The sequence below is a fragment of the Shigella dysenteriae genome, from assembly GCF_022354085.1.
GTDB lineage: Bacteria > Pseudomonadota > Gammaproteobacteria > Enterobacterales > Enterobacteriaceae > Escherichia > Escherichia coli.
This window is the reverse complement of record NZ_CP055056.1, coordinates 23,150-39,449: the sequence shown is the minus strand read 5'-3', so window position 1 is coordinate 39,449 and position 16,300 is coordinate 23,150. Positions and strand designations below refer to the sequence as shown.

At 46.3% G+C, this 16,300-nt stretch carries 13 protein-coding genes and 4 pseudogenes; 10 read left to right on the top strand and 7 right to left on the bottom strand.

Annotated features, from left to right (window positions below):
• Nucleotides 1–10 precede the first annotated feature (10 nt).
• The 4 genes and pseudogenes from HUZ68_RS24365 (at nt 11) to HUZ68_RS24350 (ending at nt 4,029) form a co-directional block, all read left to right on the top strand.
• The gene (locus tag HUZ68_RS24365) at nt 11–790 is read left to right on the top strand and encodes a hypothetical protein (RefSeq protein WP_020219164.1); all 780 of its coding nucleotides are present in this window, start codon (nt 11–13) and stop codon (nt 788–790) included.
• Nucleotides 791–997: 207 nt separating this feature from the next.
• On the top strand, nt 998–2,590 hold the full coding sequence (locus HUZ68_RS24360; RefSeq protein WP_024201545.1) for a hypothetical protein: 1,593 nt from the start codon (nt 998–1,000) through the stop codon (nt 2,588–2,590).
• 33 nt (nt 2,591–2,623) lie between these two features.
• Nucleotides 2,624–3,751, top strand: coding sequence for a DUF4238 domain-containing protein (locus tag HUZ68_RS24355; RefSeq protein ID WP_020219161.1), 1,128 nt, complete (start codon nt 2,624–2,626; stop codon nt 3,749–3,751).
• Nucleotides 3,748–4,029 (top strand): annotated as a pseudogene (locus tag HUZ68_RS24350) (korC). The gene HUZ68_RS24355 and the pseudogene HUZ68_RS24350 overlap by 4 nt, the downstream one beginning before the upstream one ends.
• On the opposite strand, the gene HUZ68_RS24345 reads toward HUZ68_RS24350, so the two are convergent.
• The gene (locus HUZ68_RS24345) at nt 4,019–4,222 is read right to left on the bottom strand and encodes a hypothetical protein (protein ID WP_020219159.1); all 204 of its coding nucleotides are present in this window, start codon (nt 4,220–4,222) and stop codon (nt 4,019–4,021) included. The pseudogene HUZ68_RS24350 and the gene HUZ68_RS24345 overlap by 11 nt on opposite strands.
• Before the next feature lie 633 nt (nt 4,223–4,855).
• Here HUZ68_RS24345 and HUZ68_RS24340 point away from each other — a divergent pair.
• On the top strand, nt 4,856–5,368 hold the full coding sequence (locus HUZ68_RS24340; protein ID WP_194161621.1) for a hypothetical protein: 513 nt from the start codon (nt 4,856–4,858) through the stop codon (nt 5,366–5,368).
• Nucleotides 5,369–5,477: 109 nt separating this feature from the next.
• Here the strand turns inward: HUZ68_RS24340 and HUZ68_RS24335 are convergent, their stop codons facing one another.
• The 3 genes from HUZ68_RS24335 to HUZ68_RS24325 all read right to left on the bottom strand — a co-directional run bounded on the left by HUZ68_RS24335 (nt 5,478) and on the right by HUZ68_RS24325 (nt 10,400).
• The gene (locus tag HUZ68_RS24335) at nt 5,478–6,410 is read right to left on the bottom strand and encodes an S-4TM family putative pore-forming effector (RefSeq protein ID WP_000991832.1); all 933 of its coding nucleotides are present in this window, start codon (nt 6,408–6,410) and stop codon (nt 5,478–5,480) included.
• 3 nt (nt 6,411–6,413) lie between these two features.
• Complete coding sequence (locus HUZ68_RS24330) at nt 6,414–7,409, bottom strand: nucleotidyltransferase family protein (RefSeq protein WP_000246636.1); 996 nt, start codon at nt 7,407–7,409, stop codon at nt 6,414–6,416.
• 369 nt (nt 7,410–7,778) lie between these two features.
• On the bottom strand, nt 7,779–10,400 hold the full coding sequence (locus tag HUZ68_RS24325) for a TrlF family AAA-like ATPase (protein WP_020219157.1): 2,622 nt from the start codon (nt 10,398–10,400) through the stop codon (nt 7,779–7,781).
• A gap of 709 nt (nt 10,401–11,109) precedes the next feature.
• Here HUZ68_RS24325 and ccdA point away from each other — a divergent pair.
• The 3 genes from ccdA to HUZ68_RS24310 are packed head-to-tail and all read left to right on the top strand — an operon-like array spanning nt 11,110 to nt 12,442.
• A complete protein-coding gene (ccdA, locus tag HUZ68_RS24320) occupies nt 11,110–11,328 on the top strand; it encodes a type II toxin-antitoxin system antitoxin CcdA (RefSeq protein ID WP_000813634.1) in 219 nt (72 codons plus the stop codon).
• 1 nt (nt 11,329) lies between these two features.
• The gene (gene ccdB, locus HUZ68_RS24315) at nt 11,330–11,635 is read left to right on the top strand and encodes a type II toxin-antitoxin system toxin CcdB (protein ID WP_001159871.1); all 306 of its coding nucleotides are present in this window, start codon (nt 11,330–11,332) and stop codon (nt 11,633–11,635) included.
• Nucleotides 11,636–12,442, top strand: a complete 807-nt coding sequence (locus HUZ68_RS24310; protein ID WP_020219156.1) for a site-specific integrase — start codon at nt 11,636–11,638, stop codon at nt 12,440–12,442. It abuts the gene before it with no gap.
• A gap of 218 nt (nt 12,443–12,660) precedes the next feature.
• Here the strand turns inward: HUZ68_RS24310 and HUZ68_RS24305 are convergent, their stop codons facing one another.
• On the bottom strand, nt 12,661–13,356 hold the full coding sequence (locus HUZ68_RS24305) for an AAA family ATPase (RefSeq protein ID WP_074440817.1): 696 nt from the start codon (nt 13,354–13,356) through the stop codon (nt 12,661–12,663).
• Nucleotides 13,353–13,856 (bottom strand): annotated as a pseudogene (istA, locus tag HUZ68_RS24300) (IS21-like element IS100 family transposase); the annotation flags it as partial. The pseudogene istA and the gene HUZ68_RS24305, both read right to left, overlap by 4 nt.
• Before the next feature lie 49 nt (nt 13,857–13,905).
• Between istA and HUZ68_RS25160 the strand changes: the two are divergent.
• Nucleotides 13,906–14,452: pseudogene (locus HUZ68_RS25160) on the top strand (IS3 family transposase); the annotation flags it as partial.
• A gap of 136 nt (nt 14,453–14,588) precedes the next feature.
• A pseudogene (locus HUZ68_RS24290) lies at nt 14,589–14,793 on the top strand (transposase); the annotation flags it as partial.
• Nucleotides 14,794–15,157: 364 nt separating this feature from the next.
• Here the strand turns inward: HUZ68_RS24290 and HUZ68_RS24285 are convergent.
• Nucleotides 15,158–16,219 carry an EAL domain-containing protein gene (locus HUZ68_RS24285; RefSeq protein ID WP_068858826.1) on the bottom strand — a complete coding sequence of 354 codons (1,062 nt, stop codon included), beginning with the start codon at nt 16,217–16,219 and terminating at the stop codon, nt 15,158–15,160.
• Nucleotides 16,220–16,300 lie beyond the last annotated feature (81 nt).

The window sequence follows — 16,300 nt, the reverse complement described above, 5'->3', positions numbered from 1 at the left end:
GATTTACACAATGTTGATTCTCGATTGCTCCTCACGATCTCAGGCGCTGCTTTCACTTTCCTCCGGTTTTGGTTGCAGTGTAATGGAGCTAAAAAAGGTTTTGTTATCTCTCGATCTTGAACAGATTTACGAGACGGATCATTCCATCATGATCGACTCTCAACAATATCTGAGAGAGTACGTATGTAGGGAGCTGGGTTCTCCGGGCAAGTTCACCACCGCATACTGGTTTCACGGTACCCGCACTTCAGCTGACAATACTTTTGACAGTGGTTTACTTCCGCTGAACCAGACTGAGTCACTGGTGATGGATATGCTGGTAAATCTCGCACCAGACGCTGTGGTCAAAGAGAGATTGCAGGCGTGGAATTTTCATGCTGGCGTACCTGATACTCTCTTCCGGACGCGCACCAGAAACGAAATGCACTGGGGGCCATACGGGTACCTTGTACAGGAGGTTCATTTTCATGCCCGCAAACTCTGGCAGCACGATTATCTGCGGCTACCGGAGCTGGTAGAAGATGTCTGCAATGCTTACCAGAAAAAGTATGGGCAGGATCTTACAGAACATTATCTTAAGGTACTGAAACCCTGCATAGTCTGTTTCAGGGCAGATATTGAGTATGAAAAAGGTGCATTTGAAGCCGCGCTAAGTTACGCATACACGTCCGTTAGAAAATTGCCGCCGGATAGCGGTGCAGTGTTCGGTATTGATCGACATGGTATATCTGTTTGTCTCGATGAAATTGTGAACGTTGAATTCACGAAGTTGCATGAGCTTGATGGCTGAATCTTTTAGGTTGTACCTGTCATCCATACTACGTTTGTAAGTACCAGTGTTTCCTTCAGGAAACACTGGTTTGTGACAGATAATCTAAACAGCCTTATATATGTCTTTTAAATTACTGTAATTATTTAACTAAAACACAGGCTTTGTTGTTTAGCAGCTCAAATGTATTGTTATTATTAAATACGCAGTGTGACAAGCGAGCAAAAGATGACATCACTTATAGTTACTTCGTTACGCAAAACCGGTCCTTGCCTTAGCTCTGTACTTGTAGAGGAAATGCAGAAAACCCAGGGAGTTAATCGTGATACCGCGCGCAAACAGATTTCCCGGGCGGCTTCTGCAGGGCAGATCCACTGTGTTGACAAGCTTTTCCCCAAGCGCGAACGATTTATTTATCTGAAGCAGCAGTATGGTAGCGGGCGCTTCTGGTCCAGTCTCAATACAGCCCTCCTTGATACCGGGTCGGCCTACGGTCTTGCCCTGAGTTGCCTCCGGGCTCGCGGGGGGATCCTGCCGGTCAGGCATTTTCCTTCTGCCTGCGGTTCACCAGTAGCAATGAAAAACAGATTATCATGGAAGTCAGTTCTGGACGGTCTGCTTCAGTACAAGATGGTCAGGTTCGTTACGTTACCCGGTCTGGGGGAGTGCGTGGCCCTGACAGAAAAAAATGATAACGGGTATCAGCGCGCGCTCCATCCCCTCAAAGCCAGGCTGCTTACAGAGTCCGTTCTGATGAAATCCCTGAGTCAGTGGGTCCGACATAACGGTATCATCAGTTACGACACGCTGCGCACACGGGAAGAACTCGATTCAGATCAGGCGCCCTGTGTGGCAAATTTTGATTTTGACGTCACTGCTGCATCCTATCTTAATCCTCTTCTGCAGTTCTCCCTGTCAGGGGAAATTCGGCCTGGTTTCTTTGTCTGCGATATGCTTCTGGGCTGTAAGCTCAGTCTTGTGCACCTCCAGCCCTTTATTACAAAATGTCGTTCAATAAACAGCCTCAGGAACAGCCCAAGATGCCTGTTTATGTTTGTTGCCGACGAATACAGCGAAGAAGCTTTTCTGGAAATGAAGCGTGCCGGGATAATACCCGCGACACCGGAGAATCTGTTCGGAAAAGACTTTGCTGATGCACTCTTTCAGTTACGGGATCTGGTTGGTTCAATAACGCTCAGCTTAAGAGATAATATAGCCGCAATAGATGACATCATGTCCAAGCTTGAGAGTATTGCCGGAGTAACCAGTCAGCTTCAGGGGGATTTATTTGAATATATTGTCGCTGAGACCGTGCGCATAAACAGTAATGATGTTGAGGTTGGTAAAATATGTAAGTCAGAGAGGAAGGGGACTGCAGAATGCGATGTCCTGAGCCGACAGGGAAATGCAAAAATCACCTTTATTGAATGCAAGGGTTATAAGCCCTATTCGACAGTGAAACATGAAGATGTGAAAAGATGGATTGGTAAACAGGTGCCGGTATTCTTCGATTATGCCAAAAGGGAATACCCCAATGCTGAAATTAATGTTGAGTTATGGACTACTGGTAAACTCGGCGATGATTCCAGAGAGTCTCTTCGTAAGTTTCAAGAAAATAACTCAACTAACCTGCGTTATAATATAACCGTCATAGAGCCGCATGAGGTCCGGATAAGAATAAAGGCGACTTGGAATGACGCTCTTATCCGGGTTTTTGAAAAGCATTTCCTCAGCTATCCGGAAAAAATCGTTCGCCGTAAACATGTTCCCGAACCCGTCAGACTTGCAGGTCACGATGAGGCAACAGAATTCGACTTCTGATGCGGTATACCTGTTTAATCAGAGAGAAATGTTATGGACTACACAAAAAATCAGCATGTACTTTCACAGTGGGTGTTACGCAACTTTCGCAGCGATGACACAGCCCTGTCTGCAAAAGAAAAGCAGCGAGTATGGTGTCACACCGTGTATATGACGCCTGATAAAGAAAATGTTCTTCACACGCAACCTCTGCCAATATCCAGTGTGGCAGTATCGAAAAACTGCTTTCGCCTTATTGATGCTGAGACAGGGCAGCCTTTCGATATTGAAGACGAACTGGGTGTCTACGAACGCCTGACCGCCGGGATCGTGAACGATATCATTCATGAGCACAATTTCTCACGCCTTCGTCACACGCAGCCGGAAGATTTTCCGGTAGAGAAACTCGCCAGTTTTGCGGTGATGCAGTTAATGCTCAATCTGCACAATCCACAAAATAAAAATCCGTACAAGCATGAAATGCTTGAACAGTTCCATGCAGATATACAGGATCACTTATCAGAATACATCCATTCGATAAATCAGTTGCCTCACACAAATCCTGAGTTAATGGACGATCATTTCTATCTCAAAATTTTGCGCGTTGCTAATTCAGTTTCTTCCGAAGAAGATAAAAGCAGAGCGCTGTTTGTTTTGTTTGGACTTTTATCAATTCTGAATAAACCAACTCTATATGACAAAATCAATATATTAAGAAACAAGATTTTTGCTGGTATCCATACCATTGAGGTTATTCATACAGGTCATGATTTCGACAGCACTGAACCCAGACCGGCATTCGCAATAGCACCCAATATCTTTTGTCTTTATAAAGATGAAAACAGAATTTATCTTCCTTTATCCCATAACTTTACTCTCAGCTTTATTACTGGCGTTGCATCATATTTCAATCCGCGAATAGACGTTTTTTCTCCTCGTCCCGAGCGGCTAAAATGCAGCCAAGATCGGAGCCTAAACTTTTTCAAGGTCTCGTTTGATTACATTGACAATGTAATGACAACAATCGATATGTATAATGTTGGCTCTTCCAGTACTTTTTATTCAGCCTATGAGCTAAGCAAGCTTAATGAATATCTGGATAAGCAGGATTTGGATCATGGCTATTATTATACGCCGGAAAACCCTGTGCTGTGGCAATCTGCTCAGGAGGATGAATTATGAATGCGGATGCCGAAGGGTATTTCAGCGATCTTATCGAGGCCAAAAAATTTAATGGCTATACGCTGGTCAGCGGAGAAGACTGGCAGAAGCCCACAGTCGACGAAATCCAGCTGGTCAGGGGACTTATCTCCCTTACTGACAGCCAGCTGGCCAACCGGCTGGCTGTGAACGAGCGGACAATCCGGAAGTGAAAATCAGGCTAGGCCAGTATGGTGTACACGACCTGGTGCTGGCTGGCCGGACTGGGGATGCCGCTCGATAAGATTATCAATGGCTGAAGATACGTTTCCAGATGCGTCTGAAAATGAAGCGTCTCTGATATCGCCAGTGAGAACGGTAAATATGGGGGAGACGGTCATAGTTTTTCCAGAATAATGTCCAGCCCTGATACCCCTTCACTACTAACTGAATGATGCAGCCGGTTTGAAAGATGCCATATGCGATGGCGGTGAGGATGAGAAATACAGTCATACGATGTTCCTTATGTAAAACTGTATTTAGGAAATCCGACGCGGCCTTTAAGACCGCCTTCCAAAAAAATGAAAAAAAGTTTTCTCAGACCTTTTGTTGCGATATTGGCACCACCATTCCATTAGTTTTGCTTACTAAGCAATAATCTCCTCATCACAACAATTAACTGGTTTTTGTGCTTAACCCGCAACAATTAGTCTTATCTTCTCCGCAGATCCGGTTTTCGGCAAAGTAGGATCTCGACCACAGCAAGCCTGTTTTGCTTTGCATCCGTAAATGCGGCAAACCGTTGAACGGCAGCATAATACCTGGTTCCATGACCAGGTTGAGGAAGGACGTCAGCAACTCGGCTGAACACCAACTAGAACACCTGTGCGGTGTATATCCCTAAATCAGCACTCGACAGGGCGTTCTCCGATAACGGGAAATGTGGACGCTCTGGGCGAGTTATTCGCCTCCTGTAGCTGGCTGATTCAGCCCTCCGCTGAGCCTAACGTCTTGCTTCTCCTGGCCGGAGAATGTTGTTAACGTAGATCAAAAACTGTAGATGTAACGGACTACGGCACTCAGGCGTTTTATCGAGAATCATAGTCTGATTGAAAGGTGGTCTTTTCAGATAGGAGAAGAATAATTATGGCAGATACAGATGTGGATTTGATTCTTTTCGGTATAAGGGCTCAACTGGACTACTGCGTTCAGTTGAATATACGGTGTGAGCGTCGCAAAAATGAGCTTCAGCATCGTCAGAACCTGCTTTTTAAAGAGATTACTGATGCCCTGAAGAAATATGAATCTATAGGCTTTGGCATTATTTTTACTGGTGATCATGATCTGTGTTGTAGGACATCAGAAGGGGACTCTTTTCCATTTCCTCTGCCAGCTTTTTCAATAGTACGTACGTGCGAACAAAAGAAAAAAAGACGCCTTCATTTTAAACCCAGAGTTAATGATAACGGCGCGATCTCATACGCTTTAGAAAACGATTACGATGTAATTTTAGGAGAACTGTCATGGCAAGCGTGCTCACCCGGACAGAATGATGGCTACTGGTTTATAAATGCAGTGCGACGTAGTCATGAGAGCATCAAGAGTTGTCCTTTTAATTTTAAAGGAGCTGAAATGTTGTTTGCAATACTGTGTAACTAACCGTCTGAGGCGAAGGTGACTATGGGTTTACGCTGACACTCAGGCAACCAGAATTGTTTATCGGATGTGCTCCGGCATACGTAAATCCTACACCGGAGCTAAGGAGGGATTACTTCTGAAGGTGCAGCTCCTTCAGATTTGTTTCAAAGTAATCAACATAAATTCGTTCATTTTTGGGCTTCATTATCAGCTGAATACCGTTGGGAACGGGCGGACATGAGGCCCGGTAGGTAAACATCTCATCCTGGATATTCCGGAGCGTATAAGCCAGTTGCTCTTCTTCTGCCCTTCCGGACACCCTTATGCCGGATAATTCCTTCTCAACGTACTTTTTCAGCTTCTCGCTTCTTTTCATACTGCTGCGATTATCCAGAAACTGAAGCAAGAAATAGCGGATGACCGGCAGTGTGAACACCACATAGAAGAGGATCTCATTCAGCCCGGATTTCATGACGATGCCGTAAACAAGCATCGCGACAGGCGAGACAATAAAAGCGGAAAGATAAAATACGTGCAGAACCTCCCTGAGCGATTTGTCCCAGCCGAGATTTTTTCCGTGGCAAAGGAGCGCCATTACGGCCTGCGGCGCGTCATACACCTTACTGACGTACCACCCCTCTTCGCCAAATCGCTTTCGTGCTTTTTCCGGGCTGTCTCTAAAATATGCAGCTTCCCGGATGATGTCATCCCGTGGGATCTCCTCCACCTTCAGTTCATTACGCCGGATGCCAAGTACCCGGCAGTCGTACATTTCCTGGATTGAGGCTGCCTTCCTGCGCAGAGCCGAGATGTGTCCACTGATAACAATGTTAAAGGTAAGCACCAGGAGTCCATATAACCCCAACAGCGAAGACAACAACTCTGAATCGACAAATTCCCGGCTCCGGTTGTATACGGTAACGAAAGAAAGCAGGAGCGGTACGATGATGCTGAAGAGAAAATTCAGTCTGTTCCAGTTTTTTACCCTGTCGTAGACACGGGCCTGCGCATACAGTAAATCCATGTTTTCTCTGGTCGACTGGTTTGTGTAAATGGCATTCATGGTTCACCCGTAAACAGGAAAGAACGGCCCGAACACATCGCGCCATTTATTGATGGATTTTTCATACTCTTTATTATTTTCAAACCATCTCGCCTCCGATACCTTTTGCGCATCGAGATAACATCTGTCCGATATCGCCTTACGTGCCTCGGCTGAAAGTGAGTTGATATCACCCTGTATGCCTTTGGGATCGTTGACAGAGTACCGCACGGATTGACCAAGGTGGCGGAAAAGAGCTTCCAGCTCCATGTCAACAAACGATGAGCAGGATGTCCTGCCAGCGTAATAGTCCAGAATCAGCGTTTCCAGCAGGTAGGAACTCATGGATGGCATCGTCGGTCGCCGCTGCCAGTATTTGACTGCTCTGATGACATTGAGCACATTGCCGTTATTCTGCACATTGATAGTAGTGACTCTGTCCCTGTCTTTACGGGGGTCGGTAAACTTCCAGTGGCCGTTGCCATCGGGGATCAGGTAGTAAGTCCGTCCAAAGGCATCTTCGCTGGTAATAAAGCAGGGGACGATGTCAAAATTCCAGTCCTTGCTGACCAGTTTCAGCGTGACAGCTTCCTGGTTACGCCTGATATCAGCTTGGGCGTACTGGGCAATGTCCTGCAGGCGGTTTTTAAAGGCATTCAGAATTCTGACGGAGCAGACGGTGTCAGCTCCGGAATGGCGGTAACTGTGCAGACGTGACCCCTCTCCGGAGGAGGTTACAGTTATCCGGTCACTCAGGATGGTATAGGTGGCACCTTGCCCGGTTAAGCCAAACATCAGATCGATATCATCAAGCGGACGGATTTTGGTTCTTCTGGCAAAGGAGCCAAAGGCAATATGGATCGCTGGGAAACTCACCGGAAATTTATCGTCCTTCTCAAAATCATTCATCTTACCGATAAGCCAGTCGCGACTTGCACGCGCGTCATCGGTATCTGCCTTTTTGAGATTCACGGTATCTTTCATAAATTCGTTAAAGGCAGCTATTACTGTGGTCGCCATGTTCAGTCCTTTAATTATTTATTACAAAAGGCGCAGGGCTCTGTCGTACATCTGAACATTCCAGTGCCCAGGAAGAGTCGGTACAGTTTATTCTTAGTACCGCAAGTTCACTACCGTCTCGCTCTCTACAAGGGCATATAATTTACATGGGAAATATGAGCCTCGTTCTTTCATTGATAATTATTCAATGTATTTCAGTTATTAATGACAAATAAGCAATAATGCAATTAAGTTAAAAATATATCATTAGTATTGCATTATCAGCACAAATCCTTCTTCCCCTCTCCTGAGATCCGAAAAAAGTAATAATCGGAAAATTGAAAAAGCCGCAAAGCGGCTTTTTCTGCATGTTCTACATGCCTGAGGAAATCAGGTTTTACTGAGCCATGAGCCGTAAACTTCCCTGCGCCGCTCAAAGGCCTCCCGCCCGCCCTCCATCACAGAAATGATATGTTGTTGTACTGGCGGGGCATCCACACCGCCAGCGGATGTCTGGATCTTTCCGCCCGCATATTTACAGGTACAGACATTCTCTGCATCTCCCAGCACCGGTATGTTGGCATTATGAGTGGCAAAGATAAACTGGGTACGGGGTTTCATTGTCCGGATGATTTTAATCACGTCGTCATAAATAGTCTGATTGTCCAGGTCATCTTCGGGCTGATCGATGATCACCACATCATTATCCTGCTGATTCAGAACAAACAGCATTAAAGCGGAGGCGCGCTGACCCAGCGAATGTTGTTCCAGGGGCTTGCCCCGGAATTCAATGGTGTAGGTATTCGGGATCTGCCAGACAATCAGCGATTCTATCTGCTGTTCCAGATACACGCTGAATGTCTCTGCAGAACCGCTGATAATCCCCGGCAGTTTATCCCTGTTCAGCCAGAGCTCGCCAAAATCTCTGAAGCTGTCAGCCACGGTCTGGTAAGTACTTTCCCGCAGCCGGCTGCCGGTGAAGGCCTCTTTCAGAACGGCCTGCATGGCTTTTTTGTCGTTTGCAAAGGATGGCACGATCTTCAGAGGCGAATCGGCCTGGCTGATGCCGGTCAGCACGGCTTCAATTTCCTGATACTCTTCCACCCACAGTTCATGCAATCGGTTCAGCGCTTCTGTCAGATTTTTCTCCAGTAACGCCTGACTGCTTTCAGCCCGGGTCAGCTCGGCAATTTTCTGTTGCGCAAGTTCCAGCCCGGCCTTCAGTTTCAGAAAGTCAGCCGGATCGGCTTTTTCCACGCCTGCCTGCCGTAGCTCTTCAGCTAGGCCACGCTCTATTTCGGCAAATTCTTCCGTCAGCGCCAGCTTTTTCTCCAGAAAAGCCTGCTGCTTTGTATCGAGTTCTGTGAGAAGCTGGCGGGCGCCGTCCACAATCGTGCTCAGGGAGCTGAGATGAGCGGTAAAGCGGTCATATCCCTCACGATAATCATCAATATCCGCTTGGTTATGGGGGGACTCATGTTTTTGATCCTGCTTCAGCTCATCGAGTGTTTCCCTGATCACGTCCTGCATACTGTCCAGCGCCCGAGTTGCTCGTGCAGTAGTACTGCTGAGGTAGCGCTCATCCCGTCCGAAGGTGGTCTGACGCGCCAGTTTTTCTTCCATACCGTGCTGGGCATAAAAGCGCAGGCGGAACTGCGCATCCTTCTCTTTCGCCTGCCATTCACCGAGTGTTTCTCCTGATGTTTTCAGACGACGATACTCGCGTAACTTGTCAAGGACGACCTCTTCCTGCTGGCGGATTTTGTTTCGCACGGCAGCCAGGCGTTCTCCAACCAGTTTTTCAATCAGGTCGTGTTCAAATCCGGCCCCGGTATTGGACAGATCTTTCTGGCCAAAATACACCGGCTTGTGCAGCACCGTTTCCCTCAGCGTCACCCCGTGCTGGATCTGTCCGTCAAAAATGATCTGCGGCTCCTGACCGAAGATACGGACTATCTGATAGGTCCGCCCGTGACGGCATACGGCCTCAACGGTAATCTTCCCCCCGCTTTTGAGTAAATTACTGACCAGATTTTCTTTGTAATCGCGGTCAGAAGCCTTCTCGCCAAACGGAATGTCCAGGGCATACCGGAGCCCTTCAAGGATGGAGGATTTGCCGCTGCCGCGGATTCCTATCAGGGTGTTCAGCTCCGGAGATAATTTCACTACTGTTCCGCCAAGCGAACCGGCTCCCTCGAATGCTATCTGGCGGATATGGCTGTGCCTCAGTGCTGGTTTCTCCCTGCTGACGCGGTGCGGGAAATCCTGTAGCGCAAAGCGGACAGCCTCAAAACTGTAATCCCCCAGTTTCAGATAGCTGGCGACCTTTCTGGCACCAATGTGATCCAGCGTTTTGGCATCGCATCCCTGGACTTCGGCAGGGTAGCGTTCACCGAGCACGTCCTTAATTTTGACCCGCAGGTCGTGGGTCATCACCTTCTGAAATCCCGTTACGCGCCGGCGGATAAGCTCGTTATCAAAAAGCTCTCTGATCCTGCCAGGGCTCAGCCCGCCCCATAATCCGTTAGGGGCCTCCACGTGGGCAAACACAATAAAGTAATCCCGTTCGTACCGGTCAAGGCGCTGGATAGTCTGTGTTATATTTTCTGTTGAACGGGCATTTTCGTTCTCAAAATTATCAATGCCCGCAAACGTGGAAGTCAGGAAACTTTCAATATGGTTTGTCTGCTGCGGATTGATAAACCATTCATCAGCAAACACTACTAGTGTGTGTACACCGGCTTGGCCATCATTAACGGATAGCTCCACGCCGGGAAGCAGTTCTATGCCTTCATGGCGCGCAGCTTTGCGCAGTGCCTTAAACTCACCGGGATCGAATTTATTGTGATTGGTGATCACGCCGACGCCCACTTCAGCCGCTTTCAGGGCACTGACGTAGTCGCGAATATATCTGTCGGATTCACCGGCATAGCGAAATTCTTTATCTGCACGGGTATGAAGATGAAAATCTACCTTGACCCAGCAGGAGCCATTCTCAAATACAGGATACATTCCTTGATACCTTTATTCAGTTGCTGATAAATGCCCGAAGGCTTTGAATAATTTTATTCATATTAAGGCGATTTCGTTCCGGCTTCATTTTATTTCCGTCAAGGGTTAATCAATATTTGATCTGAACCCGAAGCACATGTAACGGTTACGCATGAGAGGTGGGCTTTCTTTCCGGTGTGCTGATTGCAGCAACAGAGTGTGATGATTGTTGCCTATCATGCAATGTTGAAATAAAAGCAATAATAATTGGTAATTATTGCTTTATTTGTATTAGTTTCTTTCACTTCTCGCAGAGATCCGAAAACTCCTGGTTCCGGATCCGCAGATCCTTCGCTGCCGTCCGTTGGCCAGATTTCACAGGATGTTGTGTTCATGCCCGCTGACATAACACTGTATGTTGTGTTTATTCCCGTGTTCGCGAGCCAGTCATCAGCGGCAGAAAAGATCACTTCGCTTATTCACTGATCGTGATCAACTTCCTGAAATTCCTGAATCCTATAAAAATCGGATCATGAAAAAACAGTTATTCTGTAATTTAGCATGGTTACTACATTGCTGGTTATTACTGCCATGGTTACTTTTTGTGTTGGTTATTGATGTGAGTGTTAATAATAGCCTGATAACAATATTCCATTGCCTGAGGCATGCTATAGCGTAATACTGGTGTATACTTAATTGTGTATAGAGAGTATGTAGGATGAGGTGCATTATGAAGCAGCGCATTACAGTCACCGTCGACAGTGACAGCTATCAGTTGCTCAAGGCATATGATGTCAATATCTCCGGTCTGGTAAGCACCACCATGCAGAATGAAGCCCGTCGTCTGCGTGCCGAACGCTGGAAAGCGGAAAATCAGGAAGGGATGGCTGAGGTCGCCCGGTTTATTGAAATGAACGGCTCTTTTGCCGACGAGAACAGGGACTGGTGAAATGCAGTTTAAGGTTTACACCTATAAAAGAGAGAGTCGTTATCGTCTGTTTGTGGATGTCCAGAGTGACATTATTGACACGCCCGGGCGACGGATGGTGATCCCCCTGGCCAGCGCCCGCCTGCTGTCAGATAAAGTCTCCCGTGAGCTTTACCCGGTGGTGCATGTCGGGGATGAAAGCTGGCGCATGATGACCACCGATATGGCCAGTGTGCCGGTCTCCGTTATCGGGGAAGAAGTGGCCGATCTCAGCCACCGCGAAAATGACATCAAAAACGCCATTAACCTGATGTTCTGGGGAATATAAATGTCAGGCTCCGTTATACACAGCCAGTCTGCAGTCATGGTACCGGCAGTGTATTCTGCCGGACAGCCTGCATCGCTGCCTGTTGCCATTGATTATCCGGCTGCGCTGGCACTCCGCCAGATGTCGATGGTTCATGATGAACTGCCAAAATACCTGCTCGCCCTTGAAGTGAGTGCCCTGCTCCATTACGTCCCGGATCTGCGCCGCAAGATGCTGCTGGCCACACTGTGGAACACCGGTGCGCGCATTAATGAAGCACTGGCGCTGACGCGGGGGGATTTTTCGCTCGCGCCTCCGTATCCGTTTGTGCAGCTGGCCACTCTGAAGCAGCGGACAGAAAAAGCAGCCAGGACGGCAGGAAGAACGCCAGCCGGGCAGCAGACTCACCGGCTGGTTCCGCTCTCTGACTCCTGGTACGTCAGCCAGCTGCAGACGATGGTGGCAACACTGAAAATCCCCATGGAACGGCGTAATAAACGAACAGGCAGGACAGAGAAAGCGCGGATCTGGGAAGTGACGGACAGAACGGTCAGGACCTGGATTGGGCAGGCGGTTGCCGCCGCTGCTGCTGACGGTGTGACGTTCTCTGTTCCGGTCACACCACATACGTTCCGCCATTCCTATGCGATGCACATGCTGTATGCCGGTATACCGCTGAAGGTTCTGCAGAGTCTGATGGGGCATAAGTCCATCAGCTCAACGGAGGTCTACACGAAGGTGTTTGCACTGGATGTGGCTGCACGGCACCGGGTGCAGTTTTTGATGCCTGAGTCTGATGCTATTGCGATGCTGAAACAATTATCCTGAGAATAAATGCTCTTGCCTTGCTTCCATTACTGCTGCTGAATGGTTGGATGTCAGTAAAACGGAATAAAGCTTTTGAGGTCAGCTTGGATATCGAATTTATTGTACTATAAGGGCTTCCCCGAACAGTCAACGGTTATCGATTCGGCCCCTGTTGTCAACAACGGATGAAAAGTGATCCACTTATATCTCCACCAACGGCCCAATATTGATCCACCGTTTTACTCAGGATTAGCTTCTGCTATAACCCCGGCCTTTCGTTTCTGTCTGAGTCGATAGCTTTCTCCTTTGATTTGAACGACATGTGAGTGGTGTAAGATACGGTCTAGCATCGCTGAGGTCAGTGCTGCATCACTGGCGAACGTTTGATCCCACTGCCCGAACGGCAGATAGCCTATTTCATCAATGATGAGCAGGCGGGGGGCCATTACTCCACGCTGAAGCGTCGTTTTATAACGGCCCTGACGTTGTGCCGTAGATAACTGAAGTAACAGATCTGCTGCTGTTGTGAAGCGAACTTTGATACCTGCACGGACTGCTTCATAGCCCATCGCTATTGCCAGATGGGTTTTCCCCACACCTGATGGCCCCAGTAATACGATATTTTCATTACGTTCTATGAAGCTGAGTGAGCGTAACGACTGGAGTTGCTTCTGCGGTGCTCCGGTGGCGAATGTGAAGTCATACTCTTCGAACGTTTTCACCGCCGGGAAGGCTGCCATTCGGGTATACATCGCCTGTTTACGTTGATGACGTGCCAGTTTTTCTTCATGAAGCAGATGCTCCAGGAAGTCCATATAACTCCATTCCTGGTCTACTGCCTGTTGTGACAGCGCAGGCGCTGCGCTTATAAGGCTTTCCAGTTGCAACTGCCCGGCGAGCGCCATCAGTCGTTGATGTTGCAGTTCCATCATCACGCCACTCCTCTGCAGAATGAGTCGTAGATGGAGAGTGGATGATGCAGGGGGTGTTTGTCGAAGTTCACCAGATTTTCATCAAGATGCACGTCATACTCTTTTTTCTCCGGAGGCAGTGCCAGCATGGACTGCTGCTCTTCGAGCCAGCGATCGCAGGGACGGGCCTGGATTGTTTCATGCTTTCGTTGGTTAGCGACATCGTGCAGCCAGCGCAGACCGTGGCGGTTGGCTGTTTCAACATCGACAGTGATCCCCATCGGGCGCAGGTGAGTCATTAGTGGGATGTAAAAACTGTTACGGGTGTACTGCACCATCCGTTCCACCTTACCTTTAGTCTGTGCCCTGAAGGGGCGACACAGTCGGGGAGAGAAGCCCATCTCCTTGCCGAACTGCCACAGCGAAGGATGGAACCGGTGCTGACCGGTCTGATATGCGTCACGTTGCAGAACCACAGTTTTCATATTGTCATACAACACTTCGCGCGGCACACCACCAAAGATGTCAACGCCACGATGTTTGACCGTTACCGTCTTATATCACTGGCGCTGACACTACCGGGTAAACGAAGACAAAAGTCCGCCATTGCCAAATATACTGAACCGGCAATTTAACCCCGCCGCATCAAACCGCGTCTGGTGCGGCGACATCAGTTTTATTCGCCTGCAGGACAAATGGTGTTATCTCGCGCTCGTGTTGATTTATATTCACGGCGGATTATCGGTTCAGCCCTCTCATTAACCGCTGATGCTGAGTTGGTTTGTAGGGCTTTGCGTAATGCACTGGAAATACGACCGATGATGGCCGCATGCTGCTTCATTCAGATCAAGGTGTTCAGTATAAAAGTAATAAATACAGAAAGTTACTCTGCCGTTATGGGGTAATGCAAAGTATGAGTCGCAGAGGGAATTGCCTGGATAATTCGCCGATGGAAAGTGTCTTTCGCAGCCTTAAAAGTGAATGGCTTCCGAAAGGTGGTTATGGTGATTTTAGCCATGTGGTACGCGATATAAACCAGTGGATTAATGGTTATTACAACGTTTATCGACCTCACACGAACAACGGTGGTTTACCGCCTTGCTTACATGAAGAAAAGTGAAAACAGGTTATCCCGGTGTCCTGATTTTGTGATCCACTACATTCTTTTTTCAACCTAGCTCCGAAAAAAGATAGTTACGGTCCCTTATTCCGAGCAGGTGAGCCGGGGCTAGCAGTCGCACAGGATGTTCTGAGATTACCCAGCAGAGATCCGTAACGTCATATACACAACGAACGGCTTGAGTCGGTTGAACAATGTGATCAAACATCCAAGAAACATAAGGTGTTCCCGACGAGCGAGGCCGTAAAAAAAGGGGGATTTGATAATCTTGGTCGTATCACAGAAATGGACAATACCGCTTTATTATCAAGTTTGGTGACAGCCATGACAGTCACTTTTGAACAAAGAAATTTACCCTAAAATGGGCAACAGACTCAAATTTAGGAGTTTACACATCACATTTAACATTAAGAACATGTATAAATAAGAAACTTCCATTGATAATGGGGGTGACTTGAAGTAAGCCTTATTTTTCACCTCCTTTGTATTCAAAGGAGGTTTTTTTATCTTATTTATCTAAATAAATACTTAATCCATCTGTTATTTAACAAATCGGACGTTTTTTTGCGCACTTGATAACTCTTACTTTCGCTGATATCAATTTTGAGAAAATTAATATCAGATGAATAAAGTATAATATTTTCTAGGTAATATTAATAATATTAAATTAATCAGAACCACCCGCTATATGGGTGGTTCTGAGTTTTAGACTTGTTTTAATGAAGCTAGCAACTTTCGTACAAATGCATCTGCAGGTAGCGGTGATGATAATGCAATGCCTTTTAAATATTTAACTCCTCTTTCAATCATATAACCTGCCTGTTTCTTCGTTTCTATACCATCAGCAATAACATCTATATGCAGTTGTTTTGATAAATCAATAATTGTAGTTGCTATTATATCTGTTAAACTATTGCTTTCTATATCATGGAACATTGTTTTATGTAGGTTTACATAGGAGAAAGGTATATTTTGCAAGTGTGAAAGCTCAGCATATCCCATACCGAAATCATTAAGCGATAAATAAACATTATTATTTCTGATACGTCTTAAAGAAGACTGGTATCTTCTTATTATGTAAAGTTCTTCTTTAGTTGAAAACTGCAAGACAAGTCTTATCCGTTCCGTTCCGAAAACTTTAATAAAATGTAAACACTCCCTTTCTATATCACAGGTAAGAATATCTTCAGGATTAATGTTTATCGTAATAAAAAAACCATGTGGAAGATTATTTTTAATTGGTGAGAATAGTTTGTTGATATGTCCAAACAAATAAGATATTTTGTTATCATTGGGGTTATAATTAATTCTGTCAGAATCTAGTGCAAAAGCACTACCATCTGAATTTTTTAACGCAATAGTAACATCACATCCAGCAATATTTCCATTTTTTGCGTTATAGATTGGTTGGTAATATATGTTGTAGTGCGCCATACTCTCCCCTTTAGATGAAACAACTGGTAAAACAGAACTATTAAAATTATCACAGATGATATTTTTAGGTTGTAGGTAGACTTTAAATCTTAAAAAAACATCTCGCCATAAAGTCAGATCGCTTTTTACGTTAAGTTTTTTATATAATTTCATTTTTTGGCACGAGACTGTTTTGATACTTCTGTTTCTTCGCTTGGAAATCTCATTCACAGAATACCCCTTCAGTAATTGAGATAATAACTCTATCTCTATTTCAGATAGAAGACAGGGAAGTTCAATATTTACAATTGAATCATAATCAATTAGGTTTAGCTTTATTTTTATAGTATTCATAAAGAGTCTCATGAAATATATTAATCATCCCCATCTAATGTGAGGATGATAGATAAAGTATATTTTCTGCAATAAATTGCA

Coding starts and splice junctions, on each gene's coding strand:
- HUZ68_RS24340 (WP_194161621.1), top strand. CDS start 4,856: ATGGCAGATACAGATGTGGATTTGATTCTTTTCGGTATAAGGGCTCAA.
- HUZ68_RS24365 (WP_020219164.1), top strand. CDS start 11: ATGTTGATTCTCGATTGCTCCTCACGATCTCAGGCGCTGCTTTCACTT.
- HUZ68_RS24335 (WP_000991832.1), bottom strand. CDS start 6,410: ATGAATGCCATTTACACAAACCAGTCGACCAGAGAAAACATGGATTTA.
- HUZ68_RS24345 (WP_020219159.1), bottom strand. CDS start 4,222: ATGACTGTATTTCTCATCCTCACCGCCATCGCATATGGCATCTTTCAA.
- HUZ68_RS24360 (WP_024201545.1), top strand. CDS start 998: ATGACATCACTTATAGTTACTTCGTTACGCAAAACCGGTCCTTGCCTT.
- HUZ68_RS24325 (WP_020219157.1), bottom strand. CDS start 10,400: ATGTATCCTGTATTTGAGAATGGCTCCTGCTGGGTCAAGGTAGATTTT.
- ccdB (WP_001159871.1), top strand. CDS start 11,330: ATGCAGTTTAAGGTTTACACCTATAAAAGAGAGAGTCGTTATCGTCTG.
- HUZ68_RS24285 (WP_068858826.1), bottom strand. CDS start 16,219: ATGAATACTATAAAAATAAAGCTAAACCTAATTGATTATGATTCAATT.
- HUZ68_RS24330 (WP_000246636.1), bottom strand. CDS start 7,409: ATGGCGACCACAGTAATAGCTGCCTTTAACGAATTTATGAAAGATACC.
- ccdA (WP_000813634.1), top strand. CDS start 11,110: ATGAAGCAGCGCATTACAGTCACCGTCGACAGTGACAGCTATCAGTTG.
- HUZ68_RS24355 (WP_020219161.1), top strand. CDS start 2,624: ATGGACTACACAAAAAATCAGCATGTACTTTCACAGTGGGTGTTACGC.
- HUZ68_RS24310 (WP_020219156.1), top strand. CDS start 11,636: ATGTCAGGCTCCGTTATACACAGCCAGTCTGCAGTCATGGTACCGGCA.